This window comes from Aestuariispira ectoiniformans (assembly GCF_025136295.1).
GTDB lineage: Bacteria > Pseudomonadota > Alphaproteobacteria > UBA8366 > Aestuariispiraceae > Aestuariispira_A > Aestuariispira_A ectoiniformans.
This window is the reverse complement of the sequence record NZ_CP062788.1, coordinates 962,464-981,479: the sequence shown is the minus strand read 5'-3', so window position 1 is coordinate 981,479 and position 19,016 is coordinate 962,464. Positions and strand designations below refer to the sequence as shown.

The following is a 19,016-nucleotide window of genomic DNA, read 5'->3' as shown; positions in this document are numbered from 1 at the left end:
CATTGATGCTGGTTACGCCGGGGCGATGACCCGGTCGGTCATGACAAAGGGATGGCCGTTGGAACAGATTTCCACCCGTCCCTCCACACCATAGGCCCGGCGCAGGTTTTCCGGCGTCATCGCCTCCCCCGGCACCCCGAAGGACAGCAGTTGACCGTCCGCAAAAAGGGCAATCCGGTCACAATGGCGCATGGCGAGATTGATATCGTGCAATGCGATCAGACACAGGCCATCACGCCGCGAGAGGACTGAACGCACCAGTCCAAAGACACTCAACTGCCAGCGCAGGTCCAGGGCGCTTGTCGGTTCGTCCAGCAACAGGATTTTCGGCTGGCTGACCAGAACCTGGGCCAGGCCAACCATCTGGCGTTGTCCACCGGACAGTCTGTTCATGCCCTTGAAGGCCAGATGACGGATACCCAGAAGGGTGAGGATTTCTTCCGCCGCATCATCCACGGTTGCCTTGCCATATTCCGGGCGCACCGCACGACAGGCGCTTACCACGGCCTCATAGGCGATCAGGGTTGTCGGTTGCGGCAGGGTCTGCGGCAGATAACCGATCATGCCCGGACGCGACAGGTCTTCGCCCGGCATGGAAATGGTGCCATCGGCCCTGCCCTGACCGGCAATCGCCCTCATGAAAGTTGATTTCCCGACCCCGTTCGGACCGAGGATTCCAACCACCGATCCATAGGACAGTTCCGGCAGGGTCACATCCGACAGAACAGTCTGCCTGCCATGATGCAAAGACAGGTTTTCGATCAGAAGGCCGCTCATCCGCCCCTCCGCCGCTGGGTCACCAGCAAACCGAGGAAGATCGGAATCCCGATCAGGGCCGTGACAATCCCTTCCGGCACCATCACGCCCGGCACCAGCGTTTTACTGAAAATGGACGCAGTCGCCAGAATGAAGGCTCCTGCCAGCGCACTGCCCGGCAGGTAGAACCGATGATCCTCGCCAAAGGCCATGCGGGCGATATGCGGACCGACCAGCCCGACAAACCCCAGGACACCGGTAAAGGCCACCGCCCCGGCGGTCAGTACGCTCACCCGCAACAGGACGATCAGGCCCAGACGGTCCACGGACACGCCAAAGCTGCGGGCATAGTCCTCACCACCGCGTAAAATGGTCATCTTCCACATGTGCCGGATCGAAAAGGGCACGCAGGCCAGGAATATCAGACTGACGATGCCGACCTTCTCCCAACTGGCGCGGGACAGGCTGCCCATGGTCCAGAAGACAATTTGCTGCAGGCTGTCGCTGTCCGCGGCGAACTGGATGAGCTGGACCAGTGCCTCCAGAGCGAAAACCATCGCGATCCCGAACAGGACCACCGTATTCACCGTGGCCCCGAACAGGCGGGACAGGAACTGGATCAGGACCATCGCCGCCATCGCCCCGGCAAAGGCGCAGAAGGGAATGATGTAGTTTTCAGGAATGCCCAGAACTTCCGCCCGCAGGACGATTGCAAGGGACGCGCCCAGCGTCGCCGCATACATCACCCCCATGGTGGATGGGCTTGCCAGCGGGTTGTTCAGCACCGTCTGCATCTCCGCACCCGCCAGTCCCAGACAGGCCCCGACGCAGACCGCCATCAGGGCAAAAGGAAGACGAATGTCCCACAGGATAAGCCGTTCGACCGTATCCATCGTCGAGGGGTCGATCAATCCGGCAATCAGCTTGCTCAATCCCATGCCCGACGGACCGACCGCCACATTGATGGCAACGGCAACCACCAGCGCCGCCAGCAACACCGACAGCCAGAACACACGGCGATAGACGAATTTCCGGTATTGCGCCGCAAGCGACGGTGCGCTGCCCGCAGTTTGCGAAAGCTCACTCATTGACCGGCACTCTCACCCAACCCGGTCCAATAGACCCCGTCCAGTTCAAACGGCTGAAACCGGTGATACATGGTCCGCAGGGTCACTTGCGGATCAAGGTCCTTGAACAAATCAGGGTGGAACCATTTCGCCATGGCCTGAACGGCGGCCACATTCAGCGGCGTGTTGTAAAAGTGATGCCAGACCGCATAGGCACGCCCCTGTTTGACCGCACGCAATTCGGAAATTCCCTTGCGCGAGACGGCATGCCGCAAACTGTCACGTGCCAGCGCCGCATCGGCTCCAGCCCCCAACGTGACAAATTTAACGGCATCGCCGTCCCGCGAAGACGCCCCGATGGCAGTCGCCATATAGATGTCAGGCTGATCGACCAGAAGATGCTCCAGACTGACGATGCCATGCGTGCCGGGGATGGTTTCGGCAAAGATGTTCCGCCCCCCTGCCATGGCAACGAACCGGCCCATCATCTTGTCGCCCATGGCCTCACAGCAGTCATTGCGCAAGCCGACACGGCTTTCCAGAAAGACCGTCGGCTTCTGCTCCACCGTTGCAAGGCGATCCTGCACCAGAGCCAGTTGCTCCCCGTAATAGGTGAGGAATTCGGTCGCCTGCCTGTCCCGGCCGAACAGCCTGCCCAGCAGGGCAAGAGACTTGGGCGTGTTCACCAGCGGGTCAATACGGAAATCAATCGTCACCACGGGGATATCCGCCGCGGCAAACATATCCAGGATTTCCTTGCTCTTGGCACTGGGGCCGTGGCCGCTCATCAGACCGAAAATCGCCACGTCAGGCTTTACCGAAAGCGCCTTTTCCAGGCTGAACGACCCCGCATTTCCACCGCCGATGCGCGGGATATCGTCGATGGCGGGAAAATGCTTCCGGAACTGGGCATAGCCTGCGGGGTCGTATTTTTCAAAGTCTCCGACCATGCCGGACACGCGTTTGATCGGGTTGTCCCGGTCCAGAATGGCAAGCGCGGGCATATAGCGCCCTTCCCCAAGGATGACATGATCAACCGGCACCTGAACCCGGACCTCACGCCCGGCAATGTCGGTCACGGTAATCGCCTCCCTGGCGACAGCAATATTTGGAACGATGGCCAATACAGCCAGCACCTTGAATATTGTCGAAAGCATTTTCATCTTGGCTATCCACTATCCCTTGAACAGCGAAGCAGGCGGTTGGAAAACCACCTGCAGACGCCTTATTCCGTTGATTTGACCACCGCCTCTAGAAGAGCATTTTTGCCGAGACCAGGAAGGTCCGCCCCGGCTCATTGAAGGGAACCGCGGCCGCGCTGTCCGTGCCCGCCGTCGCCCGGCTGACATAGGTCTTGTCGAAGAGGTTTTTCACGTCCACCCGCACCGTCAGGTCTTCGACCACCTCCGGCATCCATTCGCCATGGATATTGGTGACCGCATAGCCGTCCCGGTTGAAGTCCTCATCCTCCAACGCCGCCTCCACGGAGACACCAGCCGCCAGCCCCAGGTCATACCAGTTGTGCATGGCCTGCAGCGTGAAGACATCCCCCATCTCAAGCCCGTGGAAGGAAGAACTGGTTGTTCCCAGATCGCTGCCGTTGGCGGAAAAGTCGTTGTGGGTGTAACCCGCACGGATATAGCCATCGCCGTATTTATAGCGGCCGGAAATATTGATGCCTTTGCTGACCAGATCCAAGGTGCTGTTGCGGGTGGCGCTGCCGCGCTCGTGGCTGCCATCGATTTCGGTGCGATAGATATTCACGTCACCGTCGAAGGGGCCGTGCTCGAATTTGGTGCCGACCTTGTAGCTGCGCGCACGGGAGGATTTCAGACCGTCGTAATTCCACACACCCGCAAAGTTGTAGATCGCCGCCTCGCCCAGGGGAATGCCGCCAAAGGTGTTCGACATGCCCGCATAGCCGGTCAGGCCGGGAACGAAATCATATTCCGTATTGATGTTACCGCTTGCGCCAAATTCGTCGATATCGGTGCCATCGACCCCTTCGAACCACTGGCGGTCCAGACGGCCACCGAAAGACACCCGCCAGTCTTCACGGATCGCCATCCTGAATTGCGCGAAGGCCCCGGTGTTAATGGACGTCTCTTCATAGTCGATCGGCGCAACGGCGGCAAATCCACCCTCGTTATTGCCAACACCCGTGTCGTGGTAGAAATCCATGCCGACCGTGATCTTGCCGTCCTGGAACATCCCCAGCCCGCTGGTAAAGGTATTGGCGAGCTTGCCATTGATACTGGTGGTTTCGGAATGCAGGTCGAAAGTGTTCGGGCCGAATGCCAGATCATCAATAAACAGTTCCGACCGGTTGTAACTGAGCACCACTTCCGGATCGTACATATCCGTCGGCGCGTCATCCTTGTAGGAGACATTCAGGGATTTGCGTTTATAGCTGTTGAAAATCGGCGTTGCGCCATTTGCCAGGGCCGCGAAATTCGCACGCGCCGGACGGATACCCTCATCCGTCAGATAGGTGCCGTTCACCTCAATCCGCCCGCCGTCATCGGCAGACCAGGCAAATTTACCGATCAGGTTATCCATTTCCGGCGCGGTGCCATCAACCTCGTTGCCGCTGCCGTCGTCATAGTTATGACCGCCATCCATGGACCCATAGATCATGGCCTCCGCCGGACCATGTTTGGCGGCAACTGCCAGGCCCTCACTAAAACCATCGACGTTGAAGTCATAGGAAAGACGCGCAAAACCGCCGAAGGTCTCGCCATCTTCCACCAGATCGCGGGCATCCTTCGTTTCATAGGCAATGGAACCGCCCAACGCGCCCGGCCCTGCGTCCGCCGGACCGACACCGGTTTCCACCCGCACAGCCTTCAACAGGCCGGGGTCGATAAAACTGGTCCCCAGATGGTGGAAGGCGGAGTTCACCTGGCGGGTGCCATCAATCGTGACATTGAGGTTGGTATCCTCAACCCCGTTCACATAGGTCTTGCGCACCGCATCCGACCCGCCGCTGACGGTCACCGCGGTTTCCCCCTCGAAGACATCCTTGATGTTCTGCGGGTTAGCGGCTTCCAGCGCGTCTTCATTGATCTGGACGCCGCCCGGCGCCACAGCGGTCGTTGTTACCTCAATCGGCTTCAGCGTGACGGCAGCGTCTTCCGCAGCCGCAGTTTTCATCATCACACCGCTTACCGACGCGGCGAGTGCGACCACCTGCAAGCAGCTCGACCCCCGCAAGGCGCTGAGATAGCTTTTCCCCCTGGATTGCACGAATACCATTGACCAGCCCCACCTCTATGCTATCAGTTAAGAATGATTTCCAATCGCATTGTTATTGCGAATGGCTCGCATTATGATCATTCAGACAGGCAGGGCTACCGGTTTGGCCTGTTCCAGATCGTCAAAAATATGTTCGGAAACCGAGCCCGGACAGTGCGGCGCCATCAAACGGATATGTAGGTGAAGATCATGTCGTTCATAAGTTGTGGCAATGTCCCTGCCACCACGAAACAGGCCATGCAGAAAACCCCGATTGCACAGGATGTCACCCTGCGTGGCACCGGCAGTTGGCTGGTGGATACAACAGTTGCCAACGACAGGCTGGTCCTGCGAGGACGGCTGGGGTTCCTCAAAGGACATGCCGGTTTGATGGTTCATGCAACCGATACTGAACAGGTGGATGATCTGGAAATGGAATTCTCTGCCCGGCCCGGCCTGACTGTATCCATTATGCTGGAGGGACGGATCGGTGTGCGGATCGGCGATCGGGAATTCACCCTGACTGACAGCCATACATCTCAGGCGCGCGCCTGGATGCTGACCAAACCGGCGCGGCTGACACGCCGCTCCCAAAAGGGCCAGCGCATACGCAAGGTCCATATCATTGTAACGCGGGACTGGCTGGAAGCCCTCTTCCCGGAGAACGACGCCCGCCCCGGTGCTTTCGAGGAATTTACCCGTCAGAATAAGGCCACCATCAGCTGGCAGCCATCCAAACGGATTCTGGGCCTTGCCGAGCAGATCATGAACCCGCCCCGACAGTCGGAGGCGCTTGAAAAACTATATGTGGAAAGCCGCGCGATCGAGATTGTCAGCGATGCCTTTTCCCAGTTCAGTGACCGAACAACCGCGGATGGCGGCGTCCTTTCCACCAAACAGCAGGAACGGGCCTCGCGTATTACCGACTATATCGACCATCATTTTCACGACGAAATCCCGCTTACAAAAATTGCCCGGGACCTGGCCATGAGCGTTGCCAGCCTGCAGCGTGTATACAAGGCCGCCTATGGCAAGACAGTCAATGAAGCGGTACGTGACCGCCGACTGGCAGCGGCCCGCGAAGCAATCCAGAAAAATGGACTGACCGTCGGGCAGGCTGCCTATCTTGCGGGATATGCGGACCCGGCCAATTTCTCAAAAGCCTTCAAGCGCCGCTTCGGCATCAGTCCTTCGGCGGCAAAAATCTGATCACCCGTGGTGAATGCCCGTCGGCGCTTGTCGGCCAGGTACTGGAGACTAGCTGACGTCTTCCGCTGACGGCACACGTTTGCGACCCGTCCACATGGCCTTCGCCAGGTTCTCATCATGGCGTATGGATGCCAGAACGACACCACAAACATGTAATACAACAAGACCCAGCATGACATTGGCCGAAAACTCGTGGACCTCTTCGACCCATTCCACGCCCCAGTAAGCATCAGTAATGCTGAGCCAGCCGAAGAAAACCGTCGACGCCAGTCCGGCTATCAATGCCAGGATCATGGCCCCGCCCGCAGGATTATGCCCGAGATACCGCTTTTCACGGCCCTGTGTGATATCGCAGAGATAGGATTTCGTCTCTTTCGGGGAGCGCACAAACTGTCCGAATCGGGCGTATTTCGGCCCAACCAGCCCCCAGAGAAGACGAAAACCGATCAATGCCCCGGCGGCGTATCCCGCCCAGATATGCATGCTTTGAATTTCTTCCGCGGAAAGCCAGGCCACTGCAAAGCTGGCAACCAGACTCCAATGGAACAGGCGAAGCAACGGGTCCCAAACCTTAACAGTGGCCTTCATGGTCAATCCTCGTCTTTAACTTTAACGACTTCCAAAGTGGCCGGATTGAAATAGGCCTCGATCCGTTTGCCCTCAGCCGTCAGGGCATAGGCTTCAAAACAACCGTCTTCCACTTTGATATTCTTCACGTTCCAACCACGTGTCTCGAGCTGCTGGCGAAGCTGTTCCTGCGTTTTCCAGGTGCTTTTGTCGGCATCGCACTTGCCGTCTTCGGCTCGCACGTCACCGGCCTTCACCATAACAGTCGCAGCCAGCGCCATTGCCCCTGCCGTCAAAATCATCTTATTCATCTTGTGTCCTTCTTGCACAACCATGCCTAATGGGCACAAACTGGCATGTGATCCTGACGGGAAGCTGAAATAACAACCAAAAGGCCTTCAGCTTATTGTCAGTTTTCCATGGTACCCGAGCCGGTCACACCACATTAGGATGAATACGTGCGTATCTTACTGATTGAAGACGAAGCAAATCTGGCCGATGCCATTACCGGCCATCTCACGGCGGCAGGGGAAGCCGTCGACTGGGTCTCGCTACTTTCCGAGGCAGACCTGGCCCTGACCAGCGTATCCTACGACATCATCCTGTTGGACCTGAACCTGCCCGACGGCAGTGGGTTGGACCTGTTGCGCCAGGTGCGAAAGCGCGGCGACGCAACCCCCTGTATCATCATGACGGCCATGGATCAGATTTCCGACCGCATTGCCGGACTGAATGCCGGTGCGGACGACTATCTGGTCAAACCCTTCGACCTTGATGAAATGATGGCCCGTGTGTCCGCCGTGGCCCGGCGTTACTCCGGCAACCCCAACCCCATGACAACCATCGGAGACCTGGAAATAGACCAGGCAAACCGTCTTGTGTTTGTCAGCGGAAAACAGATTGATCTGACCAGCCGCGAATGGGCGATCCTGGATCAATTCATACGCAGGCCATCCGCAACAATTGCAAAAAGGCAGTTGGAAGACGCCCTTTATAACTTTGGCGCGGAAGTGGAAAGCAACACGGTCGAAGTCTATATCAGCCGCCTTAGAAAGAAACTCGGCAGCCAGACCATAAAAACCGTGCGTGGCGTCGGCTATCGCATGGAAGGATAGACCCTTGCGGGAATACAGCATCAGCCGGAAAATCGTCTTTCGGACCACGATCATCATCATTGCGCTCTGGCTGATCGGCACCATTCTGGCCGCCATAAACATCCGCCATGAGATCGCGGAGACCCTGGATGCCGCCCTGCAGCAGACAGCCCAGCGCAGCGTGCCGCTGGCCATCGCCTATCTTTCCACTCTGAAAAACGGCGACACCGTCGTAACCGGCGGCATGCCCGACGACGACGAATACCTGATGTATCAGGTTCGCAAGGCCGGCGGGCCACCTCTGCTTCGTTCCCTCGCCAGTCAGGAAGCCCCGTTTCCGGCACCGCTGAAACGTGGCTTCTGGGATGATGCGAATTATCGCTACTATACGGAACCGGCAGGTGATAGCGGCCTGTTCATCCAGGTTGCAGAACCCAAATACCATCGCAATGAGGCCTGGGTGGAAAGCGCCACCGGTTTGCTATACCCGATCCTCATCCTCATTCCCGCATGCCTTCTGGGCATCTGGGCAAGCGTGCGTCAGGGAATCACGCCGCTAAAGCTGTTCCGTAAAGAAATCATCACTCGCGGTCACGGCAATTTGGAGGCCATCGAATTGCCTCGCTGCCCAACGGAATTGACGCCGATCGTCGCTGCGGTGAATTCACTCCTGACGCGGCTTCATTCCGCACTGGACGCCGAACGGGCCTTCAGTTCGAACAGCGCCCATGAATTGCGGACACCGGTCGCAACGGCATTGGCGCAAACACAGCAGCTTATCAGCGAATTGCCCAAGGACACCCCGGCCTACGAACGGGGAAAAAAGGTTGAAATGGCCCTGAAACGGTTGGCCCGACTGTCAGAGAAACTTTTGCAGCTTGCGCGCGCCGACGCCGGGATTGGCATAAGCGAGGAACCGCAGGCATTGGGCGACGCCACGAAACTGGTGCTGGAGGATTTCGCGCATGACCCGAAACAGGCCGAACGACTGCGTTTTGCCCCGCCGTCGTTTATCGGCCTGACCGCCAGAATCGACACGGATGCCTATGCGATCTGCCTGCGCAACCTGATTGAAAACGCCCTTGCCCATGGCGATCCGGATGGCGCCATCGACATCTGGTGCACGGAAAAGGCCGTCCATGTCGCCAACGACTGCCCGCCCCTGACACCGGACGCCCTGCAGGCGCTTACCAAACGCTTTGCCCGAAACGGCAACAGCACATCTCAGGGAACGGGGTTGGGGCTGGCCATCGTCGAGGCAATCATCGAATCCGCCGGCGGAAAGCTCGAAATGATTTCGCCGCGTCCTGGAACGGAAAGCGGTTTTGAGGCCAGACTGATCCTGCCCTAGAAGAACAGGCTACTTCGACAGGTCTATCCCGCCATGCTTGGTTGGCGGGGTGTGATCCGTATCTACTTCCGCGCCCAGCGCATCTAGGGCGGTCAGGATACGCTCCAGCATGTTTTCCTCTTTGTCAGACACAGGCATGCCTTCTTCTTCGGCGACATCAACCTCGCAAACATCATACTCCCAACGCCGCAGCAGTTCGATTTTCTGCGGAATACTGAAATTTTCGTCCGCCAACAAGGCTTCCGGCGAGACGAACATCGACGTCGGGTCAAGAAGGACTTTTTCGTAATCAATGGTCTTGTCGTCGGTGGTCATGGCAACGGCCCCTCATATGCGACTGGGGTCACGATGATAAACAGCCTGCCGGAGCACGCGTTCACCGCAGCCCCCTCGAACAGGCATTACCATATCATTTTCCGCATTCTGCTTAAAGCCGCGAGGCTTGAATTAAGAAAGCCTTAAATGCTTGTCTTTAGAATGTATCAAAGTTTACAAGGACAGCGCCTGTCGCATGCTCACAAAATACCGCTTCCCAATCCTGATTGTTGCAGCAATTCTGTCGGTTGCCTGCAACCTGGCTTTGACCCGGCAGTCCGACGCCCGCGAGTTGGTCGTCGGGGTCAGCGATACGGACTATACCCCCTTCTATTTTGAAAAGGATGATGCGTTCCACGGTGCCGCAGCAGAGATTGTGCAGCATCTGGCCAAGGAACTCGGCCATAGCCTGTCATACAAACGCTTTCCGTGGAAACGGGTGCAATTCAATCTCGCCACCGGGCAGATAGACATGGTTCTCGTCTATTTCAAAACCCCGGCCCGCGCCAAAACTGCGCTTTATGTGGACATCCCGCATATCTACGAGTCCAGTTCCCTGGTGGTGAATACGGGTAGCCGCATTTCTTATGACGGCGATATCAATACGCTTGCCGACTATAGTTTTGGCAACGTCGCAGGTTATTGGCACGGCAAGGACTACAGCCTGAACAGCGACCTGCAGAAACTGGAATTCAGCACGACCAAAGACCTGCTGGCAACGCTTGTGCGCGGGCGTATTGATATTGCGGTATGCAACAAGCCGGTCATGAGTGCCATTGCCGAAGAGATGGGCCTGTCCGGGCAAATTCGTTTTCTGGAACCCAAGATAGATTACGCACCGGACTATATCGCCTTCTCAAAAGCAGCCCCCGATGCGAAAGCGCTTGCCGCCTCCTTCTCGAAAGCCCTGAAGGCCTTTGTGAAGACGGAAGAATACAAGGCGATCCTGTCAAAATACCGCTTCGAAAGCCCCAGCAGCTAATCAACTTCGCCAGTCCGGTTACTGCATGCCGTCACCGGACGTATCAGCCCACAGGTTCCACCAGTTGGCTGACCTAAAAATTTAATTTCCAGCAAATAACTGAAAACAAATGGGAATCTTCAAACCTGAAACGGTTTTGGAAGAGATTTCCTTCCTCGCTGTGGACTTTCTCATCATAATTAGATAAAGATATCGTTATGTCTTTATCAACCAGGGCGACGAAAGTTATAGCGATGCCGACCAAATATCTGAAAGAAGCCTTGCCGGGAATCTCGGTATCTTTCGAATTTTTCCCGCCCAAGACTGCGGATGGGGCAACACGTCTGGACGAGGCCGCCACAAAGCTGGCCGAACTGTCACCGGACTTCATGTCGGTCACCTATGGCGCGGGCGGAACCACCCAGGACCTGACCCGCGACTGGGTCACGCGCCTGCAGAAATCGACCGGCGTACCGATCGCCCACCACCTGACCTGTGTGGGGGCCGCGCGGCAGGATGTGGATAATCTGGCCCGCGACCTGTGGGCGGAAGGCGTGCGCAACATCGTGGCCCTGCGCGGCGACCCGCCCAAAGGCAGTGGCAAATATGAACCGCACCCGGATGGCTATGCCTTTGCCGCCGATTTGGTCGAAGGTTTGCTCAAGGTTGCGGATTTCGACATCAGTGTCGCCGCCTACCCGGAAGTGCATCCCCAGGCCGCCAGCGCCAAAGCCGACCTGGACAACCTGAAGCGCAAACTGGATGCAGGGGCCAACCGGGCGGTCACACAGTATTTCTTTGAAAACGATCACTTCTACCGCTTCCGCGATCAGGCGGAAGCTGCGGGGATCACGCAGGAAATCGTGCCCGGCATCATGCCTGTTACCAACCTGCAGGGTCTGGTCAATTTCTCCAGCGCCTGCGGCGCGCATATCCCGCAATGGCTGGTCGATATGTTCGACGGCCTGGACGACGACCGGGAAACGCAGGCGATGATTGCCGCCTCAGTCGCCATCGAACAATGCCGCGACCTCTACGCAAACGGCGTGCGCAGCTTCCATTTCTACACCATGAACCGTGCAGATCTGACCCGGGCAATCTGCCACGCCCTGGGCGTGCGCGACCGGGCCGCCAAACACGCCGCATAAACACCGCCTTCATAGGACAAAAAGCAAGTTCAGGATCATGTCGACAGAGAGAACCAACACGTTATTCGAAGCCGTACGAAACCGCATTCTTGTGCTGGACGGTGCCATGGGCACCATGATCCAGGCCTATGATTTCAGTGAAGAGGACTATCGCGGCGCGCGCTTTGGCGACCACGCCAGTGACCTGCGCGGCAACAACGACCTGCTGACCTTGACCCAGCCGCAGGCGATTGAGGACATCCACCGCCAGTTCCTGGAGGCGGGCGCGGATATCCTGACCACAAATACCTTCAACGCCAATCGCATATCCCAGGCGGATTATCACCTGGAAGACCTGTCCTATGAGTTGAATGTCGAGGCCGCAAAAGTTGCCCGCCGGGCCGCAGCCGCCATTGAGGCGGAAACGCCGGACAAGCCGCGTTTCGTGACCGGCGCACTCGGCCCGACCAACCGGACAGCCTCCATTTCCCCGGATGTGAACGACCCAGGCTATCGCAACATCACCTTCGACCAGCTGGTGGAAGCCTACACAGAGGCCACCAAGGGGCTGCTTGATGGCGGTGTCGATCTACTGCTGATCGAAACCATCTTCGACACGTTGAACGCCAAGGCGGCGATCTTTGCGGTCGATCTGGTACAGACCGAACGCGGCACCAATGTGCCGGTGATGATTTCGGGCACGATTACGGACCGGTCCGGCCGCACGCTGACCGGACAGACGCCGGAGGCCTTCTGGGTATCCGTCGAACATGGCCGCCCGTTCAGCATCGGCCTCAACTGCGCGCTGGGACCCAAGGAACTGCGCCCGCATGTGAAAACCCTGGCCGGGGTGGCGGACAGTCTGGTCTGCATCTATCCCAATGCCGGTCTGCCGAATGAATTCGGTGGCTATGACGAAACACCGGACGACATGGCAGAGCAGATTGGCAACTGGGCCGAGGAAGGCCTGCTCAACATCGTCGGCGGATGCTGTGGCACCACACCGGGCCATATCGACGCCATCGCCAAGGCGGTCGATGGTATTGCCCCGCGTCGCATTCCGAAACAGAAGGATGCGCTTCGCCTGTCGGGTTTGGAAATTTTCGAGGCGGGAGCAGCCTAATGACACAATCGATTGCCAGCTTCATCAATGTGGGTGAGCGGACCAATGTCACCGGCTCCGCCAAATTCCGCAAACTGATCACCGACGGCGACTATGCCACCGCCCTCGACATTGCACGCCAGCAGATCGAGAGCGGCGCACAGATCATCGATGTGAATATGGACGAAGGCCTGCTGGATTCCGAACATGCCATGGCAAAATTCCTGAACCTGATTGCCAGCGAACCGGATATCAGCCGCGTACCACTAATGATCGACAGTTCAAAATGGACCGTGATCGAGGCCGGCCTGAAATGCGTTCAGGGCAAATCCGTCGTCAACTCCATCAGCCTCAAGGAAGGTGAAGAACCCTTCATCGAACAGGCAACCCTGATCCGCCGCTATGGCGCGGCGGTCGTGGTCATGGCCTTTGACGAGAACGGCCAGGCGGAAACCGCCGAGCGCAAGTTCGATATCTGCAAACGATCCTACGACATTCTGGTGGACAGGATCGGTTTCAAGCCGACCGATATCATCTTTGACCCGAATATCTTTGCGGTCGCCACCGGGATTGAGGAACACAACAACTATGCCGTCGCCTTCATCGAGGCGACCCGGCGGATCAAGGAGGCCATGCCGCTGGTCCATGTGTCGGGCGGTGTCTCCAACATCTCCTTCTCTTTCCGGGGCAACAATCCCGTGCGGGAAGCCATGCATTCCGCCTTCCTCTACCATGCGATCCGCGCCGGTATGGATATGGGCATCGTCAACGCGGGTCAGATCACCGTCTATGACGACATCCCGGAGGAATTGCGCGAGCGTGTCGAGGATGTGCTGCTGAACCGGCGTGACGACGCAACCGAACGCCTGCTTGAAATTGCCGACAAATACAAAGGCAGCGGCGAGAAACAGAAGAAGGAAGATCCGCGTTGGCGCGAGGCACCGGTGGAGGAACGCATCCGCCACGCCCTGATCCACGGCATCACCGAACATATCGTGGAGGATACCGAAGAAGCGCGGCAAAAGGCCGAACGCCCGCTGCATGTGATCGAAGGGCCACTCATGGACGGCATGAATGTGGTCGGCGACCTGTTTGGCGAGGGCAAGATGTTCCTGCCCCAGGTGGTCAAAAGCGCCCGCGTGATGAAAACCGCCGTGGGGCATCTGATCCCCTTCATGGAAGAGGAAAAGGCTGCCAACAACGACACCAGCACCAAGGGCAAGATCGTCATGGCTACCGTCAAGGGCGACGTGCATGACATCGGCAAGAATATTGTCGGCGTGGTCCTGCAATGTAATAACTATGATGTGGTCGATCTCGGCGTCATGGTGCCCAGCGAAACCATTCTGGAAACGGCCCGCAAGGAAAAGGCGGATATCATCGGCCTGTCCGGCTTGATTACGCCCAGCCTGGACCGTATGTGCGAGGTCGCCAGCGACATGAAGCGCGAAGGAATGGATATTCCGCTTTTGATCGGCGGGGCGACGACCAGCAAGAAACACACATCCATCAAGATCGAACCCAATTACGACCATGGGGTCATCCATGTGGACGATGCGTCCAAGGCGGTCGGCGTGGTCTCGCGCCTGCTGTCGAAAGAGCATCGGGGGGCCTATCTGCAGGATGTTGCCGCCGAACATGCCCGGATCCGCGATGGCCGCAGCCAGCGCCCGGAAGGGGCCGCCGTGACATTGGAACAGGCCCGCGCCAATGCATTTGACGGGAAATGGGAAGGTTATCTGCCGCCGGAACCCAGGATCAAAGGCGTCGAGGTCTTCGCCCGCTATGACCTGCAGGAACTGGTGGACTATATCGACTGGACGCCCTTCTTCCACACCTGGGAACTGCGCGGCTCCTTCCCCAAAATTTTCGACCATCCGGAAATGGGGGAACATGCGCAGGACCTGTTCAACCATGCCTCCGACATGCTGTTGCGCATTGTGGAGGAGAAATGGTTCCAGCCCCGCGCCGTGATCGGCCTTTGGCCTGCCAATGCGGTTGGCGATGATATCGAGGTCTACACGGACGAATCCCGGACCACGGTCAAAACCGTGCTGAACGGGTTGCGCCAGCAATCTGCAAAATCCGGCAACCGGCCCAATTCCTGCCTGACCGACTTCATCGCCCCGAAAGACAGCGGCATCCCCGACTGGGTTGGCGGTTTCGTTGTCACCGCAGGCGCGGAAGTGGACAGGATTGCCAAGGAATTCGAAGACAAGAATGATGACTACAGCGCCATCATGGTCAAGGCCCTGGCGGACCGCTTTGCCGAAGCCTTTGCGGAACGTATGCATGAACGCGTACGCCAGGAATTCTGGGCGTACGCCCCGCAGGAAGAACTCGATAACGAGGCCCTGATCCGGGAGAAATATACCGGTATCCGCCCGGCACCCGGCTATCCGGCCTGCCCGGACCACACCGAAAAGCGCACCTTGTTCAAACTGCTGGATGCGGAACGCAATGCCGGAGTGGAACTTACCGAAAGTTGCGCCATGTGGCCTGCCTCAGCGGTCTCGGGTCTGTATTTCAGCCACCCCGACAGCCGCTATTTCGGCCTGGGGAAAATCGACCGGGACCAGGTCGCGGATTATGCCAAACGCAAAGGCATGACCGTGGCGGAAGTCGAACGCTGGTTGGCGCCGAACCTCGCCTATACCCCGTCGTCCGATACCGGCGACGCGCAGGCAGAGGTCAAGAAGTCAGCCTGACGTCCAGCCTGCCGGAGGTGGGGCTCCGGCAGGCTGATTTCATTTACGCTCAATGGCATCGGCATTCATGCGACAGAAGCCCTGTGCAGGAACATCAAGCGCGCTATTGAACTTGCTGGACATATTCTGGAAGGCAATCAGCCCGGTCAGTTCCACAATTTCATCTTCGGAAAAATGGGATTTTAGCGTTGCAAAAACGTCATCATCCACGCCCCGGTCATAGCGCGTGACAGCATCGGCATAGTCCAGTGCCGCCCTCTCCCGGCCATTGAACAAAGAACTGTCCCGCCAGGTTTCCAGTGCATCGACTTTTTCTATTGGCACGCCACGTTTCAACAACGTTGCCGAATTGATATCAACGCAAAAGGAACAATGGTTGATCTGGGAAACCAGAACGGTCACCAGTGACCGCAAGGCGGGTTCTATCGGTGACCTGCGCCTGTCGATCATGCCGTAGAGGATTGCCACCCCGGCAAAAAGCCGGGGTGACCTGCCCCAAAGCAGGGCGGCATCCAGAATTGCCCCGTATTTCCGGCGCTGCCGCCAGAAAAACGGCCGGATGAACCATGCATATTGCGATGGTTTGAGGGCCTTCAATCGCATGGGGCTATCCTCCTGAAATCAAACCGCCTACATCTTGTGCTTCTGATAAACGATCCCATTGGCCACCTGGATTTCCCGGACATAGGCCACGATGGCTCTCAACTGGGCACTGGAGACCTGGGGCTGCGGCGGCATATCGCCAAAGTTCCAGTGGTGCGCACGCACGCCATTGCGAACGGCGGCCAGAAACGCCCTGTCACCATGGTGGCCGGGATTGTAGAAGGGATGCAGGAACGGCGGTCCTTGATCGGTACCAACGGCATTCGTGCCATGACATTGGGCACAGTTCGACTGAAACAGCGCTTCCCCACGCTTTGCGAGATCGGAATATTCCGGAATGACGGGTTGCGCGCCAACCGCCGCATCATTGGTTCCAAAGAATTTAGTACCCAGCACAACGGCCCCGCCAATCATAACAGCCAGCACCGCCAGCTTCGGCAGATGTTCAGTAATTTTCATCGAATTGAATCCTGTAAAAGTTTTATCGGGTCGTGTCAGGCAGCCGGGGTCAGATATCGACCCGGCGCAGACGCAACGCATTTGTGATGACGGAAACGGAAGACAGGCTCATGGCCGCTGCGGCAAACATGGGCGAGATCAATATCCCCAGAACGGGGTAGAGAACGCCCGCCGCCACCGGCACACCAAAAGCGTTGTAAACCAAGGCAAAGAAAAGGTTCTGCCGGATATTGCGCATGGTGGCCTTTGCCAGACGGCGCGCCCGGACGATCCCCGTCAGGTCCCCTTTCACCAGGGTGAAACCCGCACTTTCAATGGCAACATCCGCACCGGTCCCCATGGCAATACCAACATCAGCCTGCGCCAATGCCGGGGCATCGTTGACCCCGTCACCGGCCATGGCGACCTTCGCGCCTTTATCCTGCAGTTCCTTGATGATCCTGGCCTTGTCTTCCGGCAACACATCAGCCCGCAGGTCATCGATCCCCAACCGGGCGGCGACGGCCTTGGCCGTGCGTTCGTTATCGCCGGTCGCCATGACGATCCGGAAACCCTCCTCATGCAAAGCCTGCAGGGCGGAGGCTGTTGTCTCCTTCACCGGGTCGGCGACGGACACAAATCCCGCCACCTTGCCGTCAACCACGACGAACATCACGGTTTCCCCGTTATCGCGGCGACGATTGGCTTCATCAACAAGACCACCGGGTTCAAGCCCCAGATGCGTCAGGAGCTTTACGTTGCCCAATGCGACATTCCGGCCATTGATCTTGCCTGTCACACCCTTGCCGGTCAGCGCCTCGAAATCCTCCGCCTTCGACAAGGACAGCCCCGCCTCTTCCGCACCCGCCACAATGGCCTCAGCAAGCGGATGTTCCGAGCCACGCTCCAGACTGGCCGCAAGACGCAAAAGCTCGTTTTCGTCCAGCCCCTCCTGCGACAGGACAGAGACCAGTTTTGGTTTGCCGACGGTCAGGGTTCCCGTCTTGTCCACAATCAGCGTATCGACCTGGGCAAAGCGTTCCAGGGCTTCGGCATTCTTGATCAGGACACCGGCCTGTGCACCCCGCCCTGTCGCCGTCATAATCGACATGGGTGTGGCCAGCCCCAAGGCACAGGGGCAGGCGATAATCAGCACCGCCACCGCCGATACCAGCGCATAGGCCATCGCGGGTTCCGGTCCGACAAAGGACCAGACGATAAACGCAATCACCGCAACACCAATAACAGCGGGTACAAATTTTCCAGCGACGGAATCCGCCAGTTTCTGGATCGGCGCACGGCTACGTTGGGCCTTGGCGACCATCTCGACAATCTGGCTCAGCACCGTATCGGCCCCGACACGCCTTGCCTCGATCACCAGACTGCCTGTGCCGTTGATCGTTGCGCCGGTGACATCATCGCCTTCGGTCTTCTCCACCGGTACAGGTTCGCCGGAAATCATCGATTCGTCCAATGAGGAACGCCCCTCGATCACCACGCCGTCAACCGGCACCTTGTCGCCCGGACGCACGCGAAGACGGTCCCCGACCTTCACCTCTTCCAGCGGGATTTCCTGTTCGGTCCCGTCGTCGCGAATGACACGGGCGGTCTTGGCCGCAAGGTCGAGAAGGGCGCGGATGGCAGAGCCGGTCCGCTCCCGCGCGCCCAGTTCCATCAATTGCCCCACCAGCACCAGCACGGTGATCACGGCACCTGCCTCGAAATAAACCCCGACATGCCCTTCCGCATCCCGGAAACCCTCGGGGAAAATCTGCGGGAACAGAACCGCGACGACACTGAAGAAATAGGCCGCACTGACCCCCATGCCGATCAGGGTAAACATGTTGAGATGCCCCGTGCGCAGGGATTTCGCGCCCCGCAACAGGAACGGCCAGCCAGACCAAAGGACGACCGGCGTACTAAGCACCAGTTCGGCCCATAAGGACACAGTCTCCCCCAGGGTGTCACGAATAAACCCCAATCCCACATAGGGCCCCATGGACAGTATCAGCACCGGCACGGTCAAAACCGCGCCGATCCAAAAGCGACGCGTGAAGTCCACCAGCTCCGGGTTGGGCCCTTCATCGGGTGCGGGCACGCCCTGGGGTTCCAGCGCCATGCCGCAGATCGGGCAATCGCCCGGCGCATCCCGCACGATTTCAGGATGCATGGGGCAGGTGTATTTCGTACCTGCCGGCATTTTTTTCTGAGCCGCATCGCGATGGCGGCCGCTCAGGTAATGTTCGGGGTCGCCAACGAATTTGCCGTGGCACCCTTGTGAACAGAAATAGTAGGTCCGCTCTTTATAGTCGGCCTTGGGCCGTCCTTCTTCGGGGCGAACCGACATGCCGCAGACGGGGTCGGTCACCCGTCCCTCCTGATCGGCATGATGATGGCAGTGACTTTTTTCGTCCATTGCCTTGCCTCCAAATAAATCTCCAACGAAATCCGGGTCGGTCTGCTTGAGGCGTGACCGTTATAAAG

17 protein-coding genes are annotated in these 19,016 nt (G+C 58.1%); 7 read left to right on the top strand and 10 right to left on the bottom strand.

Annotated features, from left to right (window positions below; all coding sequences use genetic code 11):
• Positions 1-12: 12 nt before the first annotated feature.
• From IF205_RS04875 to IF205_RS04860, 4 genes are all read right to left on the bottom strand, one after another.
• Positions 13-777, bottom strand: a complete 765-nt coding sequence (locus tag IF205_RS04875) for an ABC transporter ATP-binding protein (protein ID WP_259782170.1) — start codon at positions 775-777, stop codon at positions 13-15.
• Positions 774-1,844: a FecCD family ABC transporter permease gene (locus tag IF205_RS04870; protein ID WP_259782169.1), complete on the bottom strand. Its 1,071-nt coding sequence runs from the start codon at positions 1,842-1,844 to the stop codon at positions 774-776. Before IF205_RS04870 ends, IF205_RS04875 begins: the two co-directional genes overlap by 4 nt.
• A complete protein-coding gene (locus IF205_RS04865) occupies positions 1,841-2,986 on the bottom strand; it encodes a TroA family protein (RefSeq protein WP_259782168.1) in 1,146 nt (381 codons plus the stop codon). The genes IF205_RS04870 and IF205_RS04865 overlap by 4 nt, the downstream gene beginning before the upstream one ends.
• A gap of 88 nt (positions 2,987-3,074) precedes the next feature.
• Positions 3,075-5,078: a TonB-dependent receptor domain-containing protein gene (locus tag IF205_RS04860; RefSeq protein ID WP_259782167.1), complete on the bottom strand. Its 2,004-nt coding sequence runs from the start codon at positions 5,076-5,078 to the stop codon at positions 3,075-3,077.
• 189 nt (positions 5,079-5,267) lie between these two features.
• Here IF205_RS04860 and IF205_RS04855 point away from each other — a divergent pair, with 189 nt between their 5' ends.
• Positions 5,268-6,266, top strand: a complete 999-nt coding sequence (locus tag IF205_RS04855; protein ID WP_259782166.1) for an AraC family transcriptional regulator — start codon at positions 5,268-5,270, stop codon at positions 6,264-6,266.
• A 48-nt stretch (positions 6,267-6,314) separates the two neighbouring features.
• Here IF205_RS04855 and IF205_RS04850 read toward each other — a convergent pair whose 3' ends face one another.
• Positions 6,315-6,854: a cytochrome b/b6 domain-containing protein gene (locus tag IF205_RS04850; RefSeq protein ID WP_259782165.1), complete on the bottom strand. Its 540-nt coding sequence runs from the start codon at positions 6,852-6,854 to the stop codon at positions 6,315-6,317.
• A 2-nt stretch (positions 6,855-6,856) separates the two neighbouring features.
• Positions 6,857-7,144, bottom strand: coding sequence for a PepSY domain-containing protein (locus tag IF205_RS04845; protein ID WP_259782164.1), 288 nt, complete (start codon positions 7,142-7,144; stop codon positions 6,857-6,859).
• A gap of 147 nt (positions 7,145-7,291) precedes the next feature.
• Here IF205_RS04845 and IF205_RS04840 point away from each other — a divergent pair, with 147 nt between their 5' ends.
• A complete protein-coding gene (locus tag IF205_RS04840) occupies positions 7,292-7,948 on the top strand; it encodes a response regulator (RefSeq protein ID WP_259782163.1) in 657 nt (218 codons plus the stop codon).
• Between the two features lie 4 nt (positions 7,949-7,952).
• Positions 7,953-9,278 carry a sensor histidine kinase gene (locus tag IF205_RS04835; protein ID WP_259782162.1) on the top strand — a complete coding sequence of 442 codons (1,326 nt, stop codon included), beginning with the start codon at positions 7,953-7,955 and terminating at the stop codon, positions 9,276-9,278.
• A 9-nt stretch (positions 9,279-9,287) separates the two neighbouring features.
• Here IF205_RS04835 and IF205_RS04830 read toward each other — a convergent pair whose 3' ends face one another.
• On the bottom strand, positions 9,288-9,593 hold the full coding sequence (locus tag IF205_RS04830) for a hypothetical protein (RefSeq protein WP_259782161.1): 306 nt from the start codon (positions 9,591-9,593) through the stop codon (positions 9,288-9,290).
• Positions 9,594-9,789: 196 nt separating this feature from the next.
• Here IF205_RS04830 and IF205_RS04825 point away from each other — a divergent pair, with 196 nt between their 5' ends.
• From IF205_RS04825 to metH, 4 genes are all read left to right on the top strand, one after another.
• A complete protein-coding gene (locus tag IF205_RS04825) occupies positions 9,790-10,575 on the top strand; it encodes a substrate-binding periplasmic protein (protein ID WP_259782160.1) in 786 nt (261 codons plus the stop codon).
• Positions 10,576-10,772: 197 nt separating this feature from the next.
• A complete protein-coding gene (gene metF, locus IF205_RS04820; protein ID WP_375542673.1) occupies positions 10,773-11,702 on the top strand; it encodes a methylenetetrahydrofolate reductase [NAD(P)H] in 930 nt (309 codons plus the stop codon).
• A 37-nt stretch (positions 11,703-11,739) separates the two neighbouring features.
• Positions 11,740-12,804: a homocysteine S-methyltransferase family protein gene (locus IF205_RS04815; protein ID WP_259782159.1), complete on the top strand. Its 1,065-nt coding sequence runs from the start codon at positions 11,740-11,742 to the stop codon at positions 12,802-12,804.
• On the top strand, positions 12,804-15,491 hold the full coding sequence (metH, locus tag IF205_RS04810; RefSeq protein ID WP_259782158.1) for a methionine synthase: 2,688 nt from the start codon (positions 12,804-12,806) through the stop codon (positions 15,489-15,491). Before IF205_RS04815 ends, metH begins: the two co-directional genes overlap by 1 nt.
• A gap of 39 nt (positions 15,492-15,530) precedes the next feature.
• On the opposite strand, the gene IF205_RS04805 is transcribed toward metH, so the two are convergent.
• The 3 genes from IF205_RS04805 to IF205_RS04795 are packed head-to-tail and all read right to left on the bottom strand — an operon-like array spanning position 15,531 to position 18,948.
• Positions 15,531-16,094: a carboxymuconolactone decarboxylase family protein gene (locus tag IF205_RS04805; protein WP_259782157.1), complete on the bottom strand. Its 564-nt coding sequence runs from the start codon at positions 16,092-16,094 to the stop codon at positions 15,531-15,533.
• A gap of 27 nt (positions 16,095-16,121) precedes the next feature.
• Positions 16,122-16,553, bottom strand: coding sequence for a c-type cytochrome (locus IF205_RS04800; RefSeq protein WP_259782156.1), 432 nt, complete (start codon positions 16,551-16,553; stop codon positions 16,122-16,124).
• A gap of 49 nt (positions 16,554-16,602) precedes the next feature.
• Entirely contained in the window at positions 16,603-18,948 is a 2,346-nt protein-coding gene (locus IF205_RS04795) for a heavy metal translocating P-type ATPase (protein ID WP_259782155.1), read from the bottom strand.
• Positions 18,949-19,016: the final 68 nt, after the last annotated feature.

What these genes read in the sequence shown, in the direction of transcription:
- IF205_RS04875 (WP_259782170.1), bottom strand. Translation starts at nt 777, where the DNA reads ATGAGCGGCCTTCTGATCGAAAACCTGTCTTTGCATCATGGCAGGCAG.
- IF205_RS04870 (WP_259782169.1), bottom strand. Translation starts at nt 1,844, where the DNA reads ATGAGTGAGCTTTCGCAAACTGCGGGCAGCGCACCGTCGCTTGCGGCG.
- IF205_RS04865 (WP_259782168.1), bottom strand. Translation starts at nt 2,986, where the DNA reads ATGAAAATGCTTTCGACAATATTCAAGGTGCTGGCTGTATTGGCCATC.
- IF205_RS04860 (WP_259782167.1), bottom strand. Translation starts at nt 5,078, where the DNA reads ATGGTATTCGTGCAATCCAGGGGGAAAAGCTATCTCAGCGCCTTGCGG.
- IF205_RS04855 (WP_259782166.1), top strand. Translation starts at nt 5,268, where the DNA reads ATGTCGTTCATAAGTTGTGGCAATGTCCCTGCCACCACGAAACAGGCC.
- IF205_RS04850 (WP_259782165.1), bottom strand. Translation starts at nt 6,854, where the DNA reads ATGAAGGCCACTGTTAAGGTTTGGGACCCGTTGCTTCGCCTGTTCCAT.
- IF205_RS04845 (WP_259782164.1), bottom strand. Translation starts at nt 7,144, where the DNA reads ATGAATAAGATGATTTTGACGGCAGGGGCAATGGCGCTGGCTGCGACT.
- IF205_RS04830 (WP_259782161.1), bottom strand. Translation starts at nt 9,593, where the DNA reads ATGACCACCGACGACAAGACCATTGATTACGAAAAAGTCCTTCTTGAC.
- IF205_RS04825 (WP_259782160.1), top strand. Translation starts at nt 9,790, where the DNA reads ATGCTCACAAAATACCGCTTCCCAATCCTGATTGTTGCAGCAATTCTG.
- metF (WP_375542673.1), top strand. Translation starts at nt 10,773, where the DNA reads ATGTCTTTATCAACCAGGGCGACGAAAGTTATAGCGATGCCGACCAAA.
- IF205_RS04815 (WP_259782159.1), top strand. Translation starts at nt 11,740, where the DNA reads ATGTCGACAGAGAGAACCAACACGTTATTCGAAGCCGTACGAAACCGC.
- metH (WP_259782158.1), top strand. Translation starts at nt 12,804, where the DNA reads ATGACACAATCGATTGCCAGCTTCATCAATGTGGGTGAGCGGACCAAT.
- IF205_RS04805 (WP_259782157.1), bottom strand. Translation starts at nt 16,094, where the DNA reads ATGCGATTGAAGGCCCTCAAACCATCGCAATATGCATGGTTCATCCGG.
- IF205_RS04800 (WP_259782156.1), bottom strand. Translation starts at nt 16,553, where the DNA reads ATGAAAATTACTGAACATCTGCCGAAGCTGGCGGTGCTGGCTGTTATG.
- IF205_RS04795 (WP_259782155.1), bottom strand. Translation starts at nt 18,948, where the DNA reads ATGGACGAAAAAAGTCACTGCCATCATCATGCCGATCAGGAGGGACGG.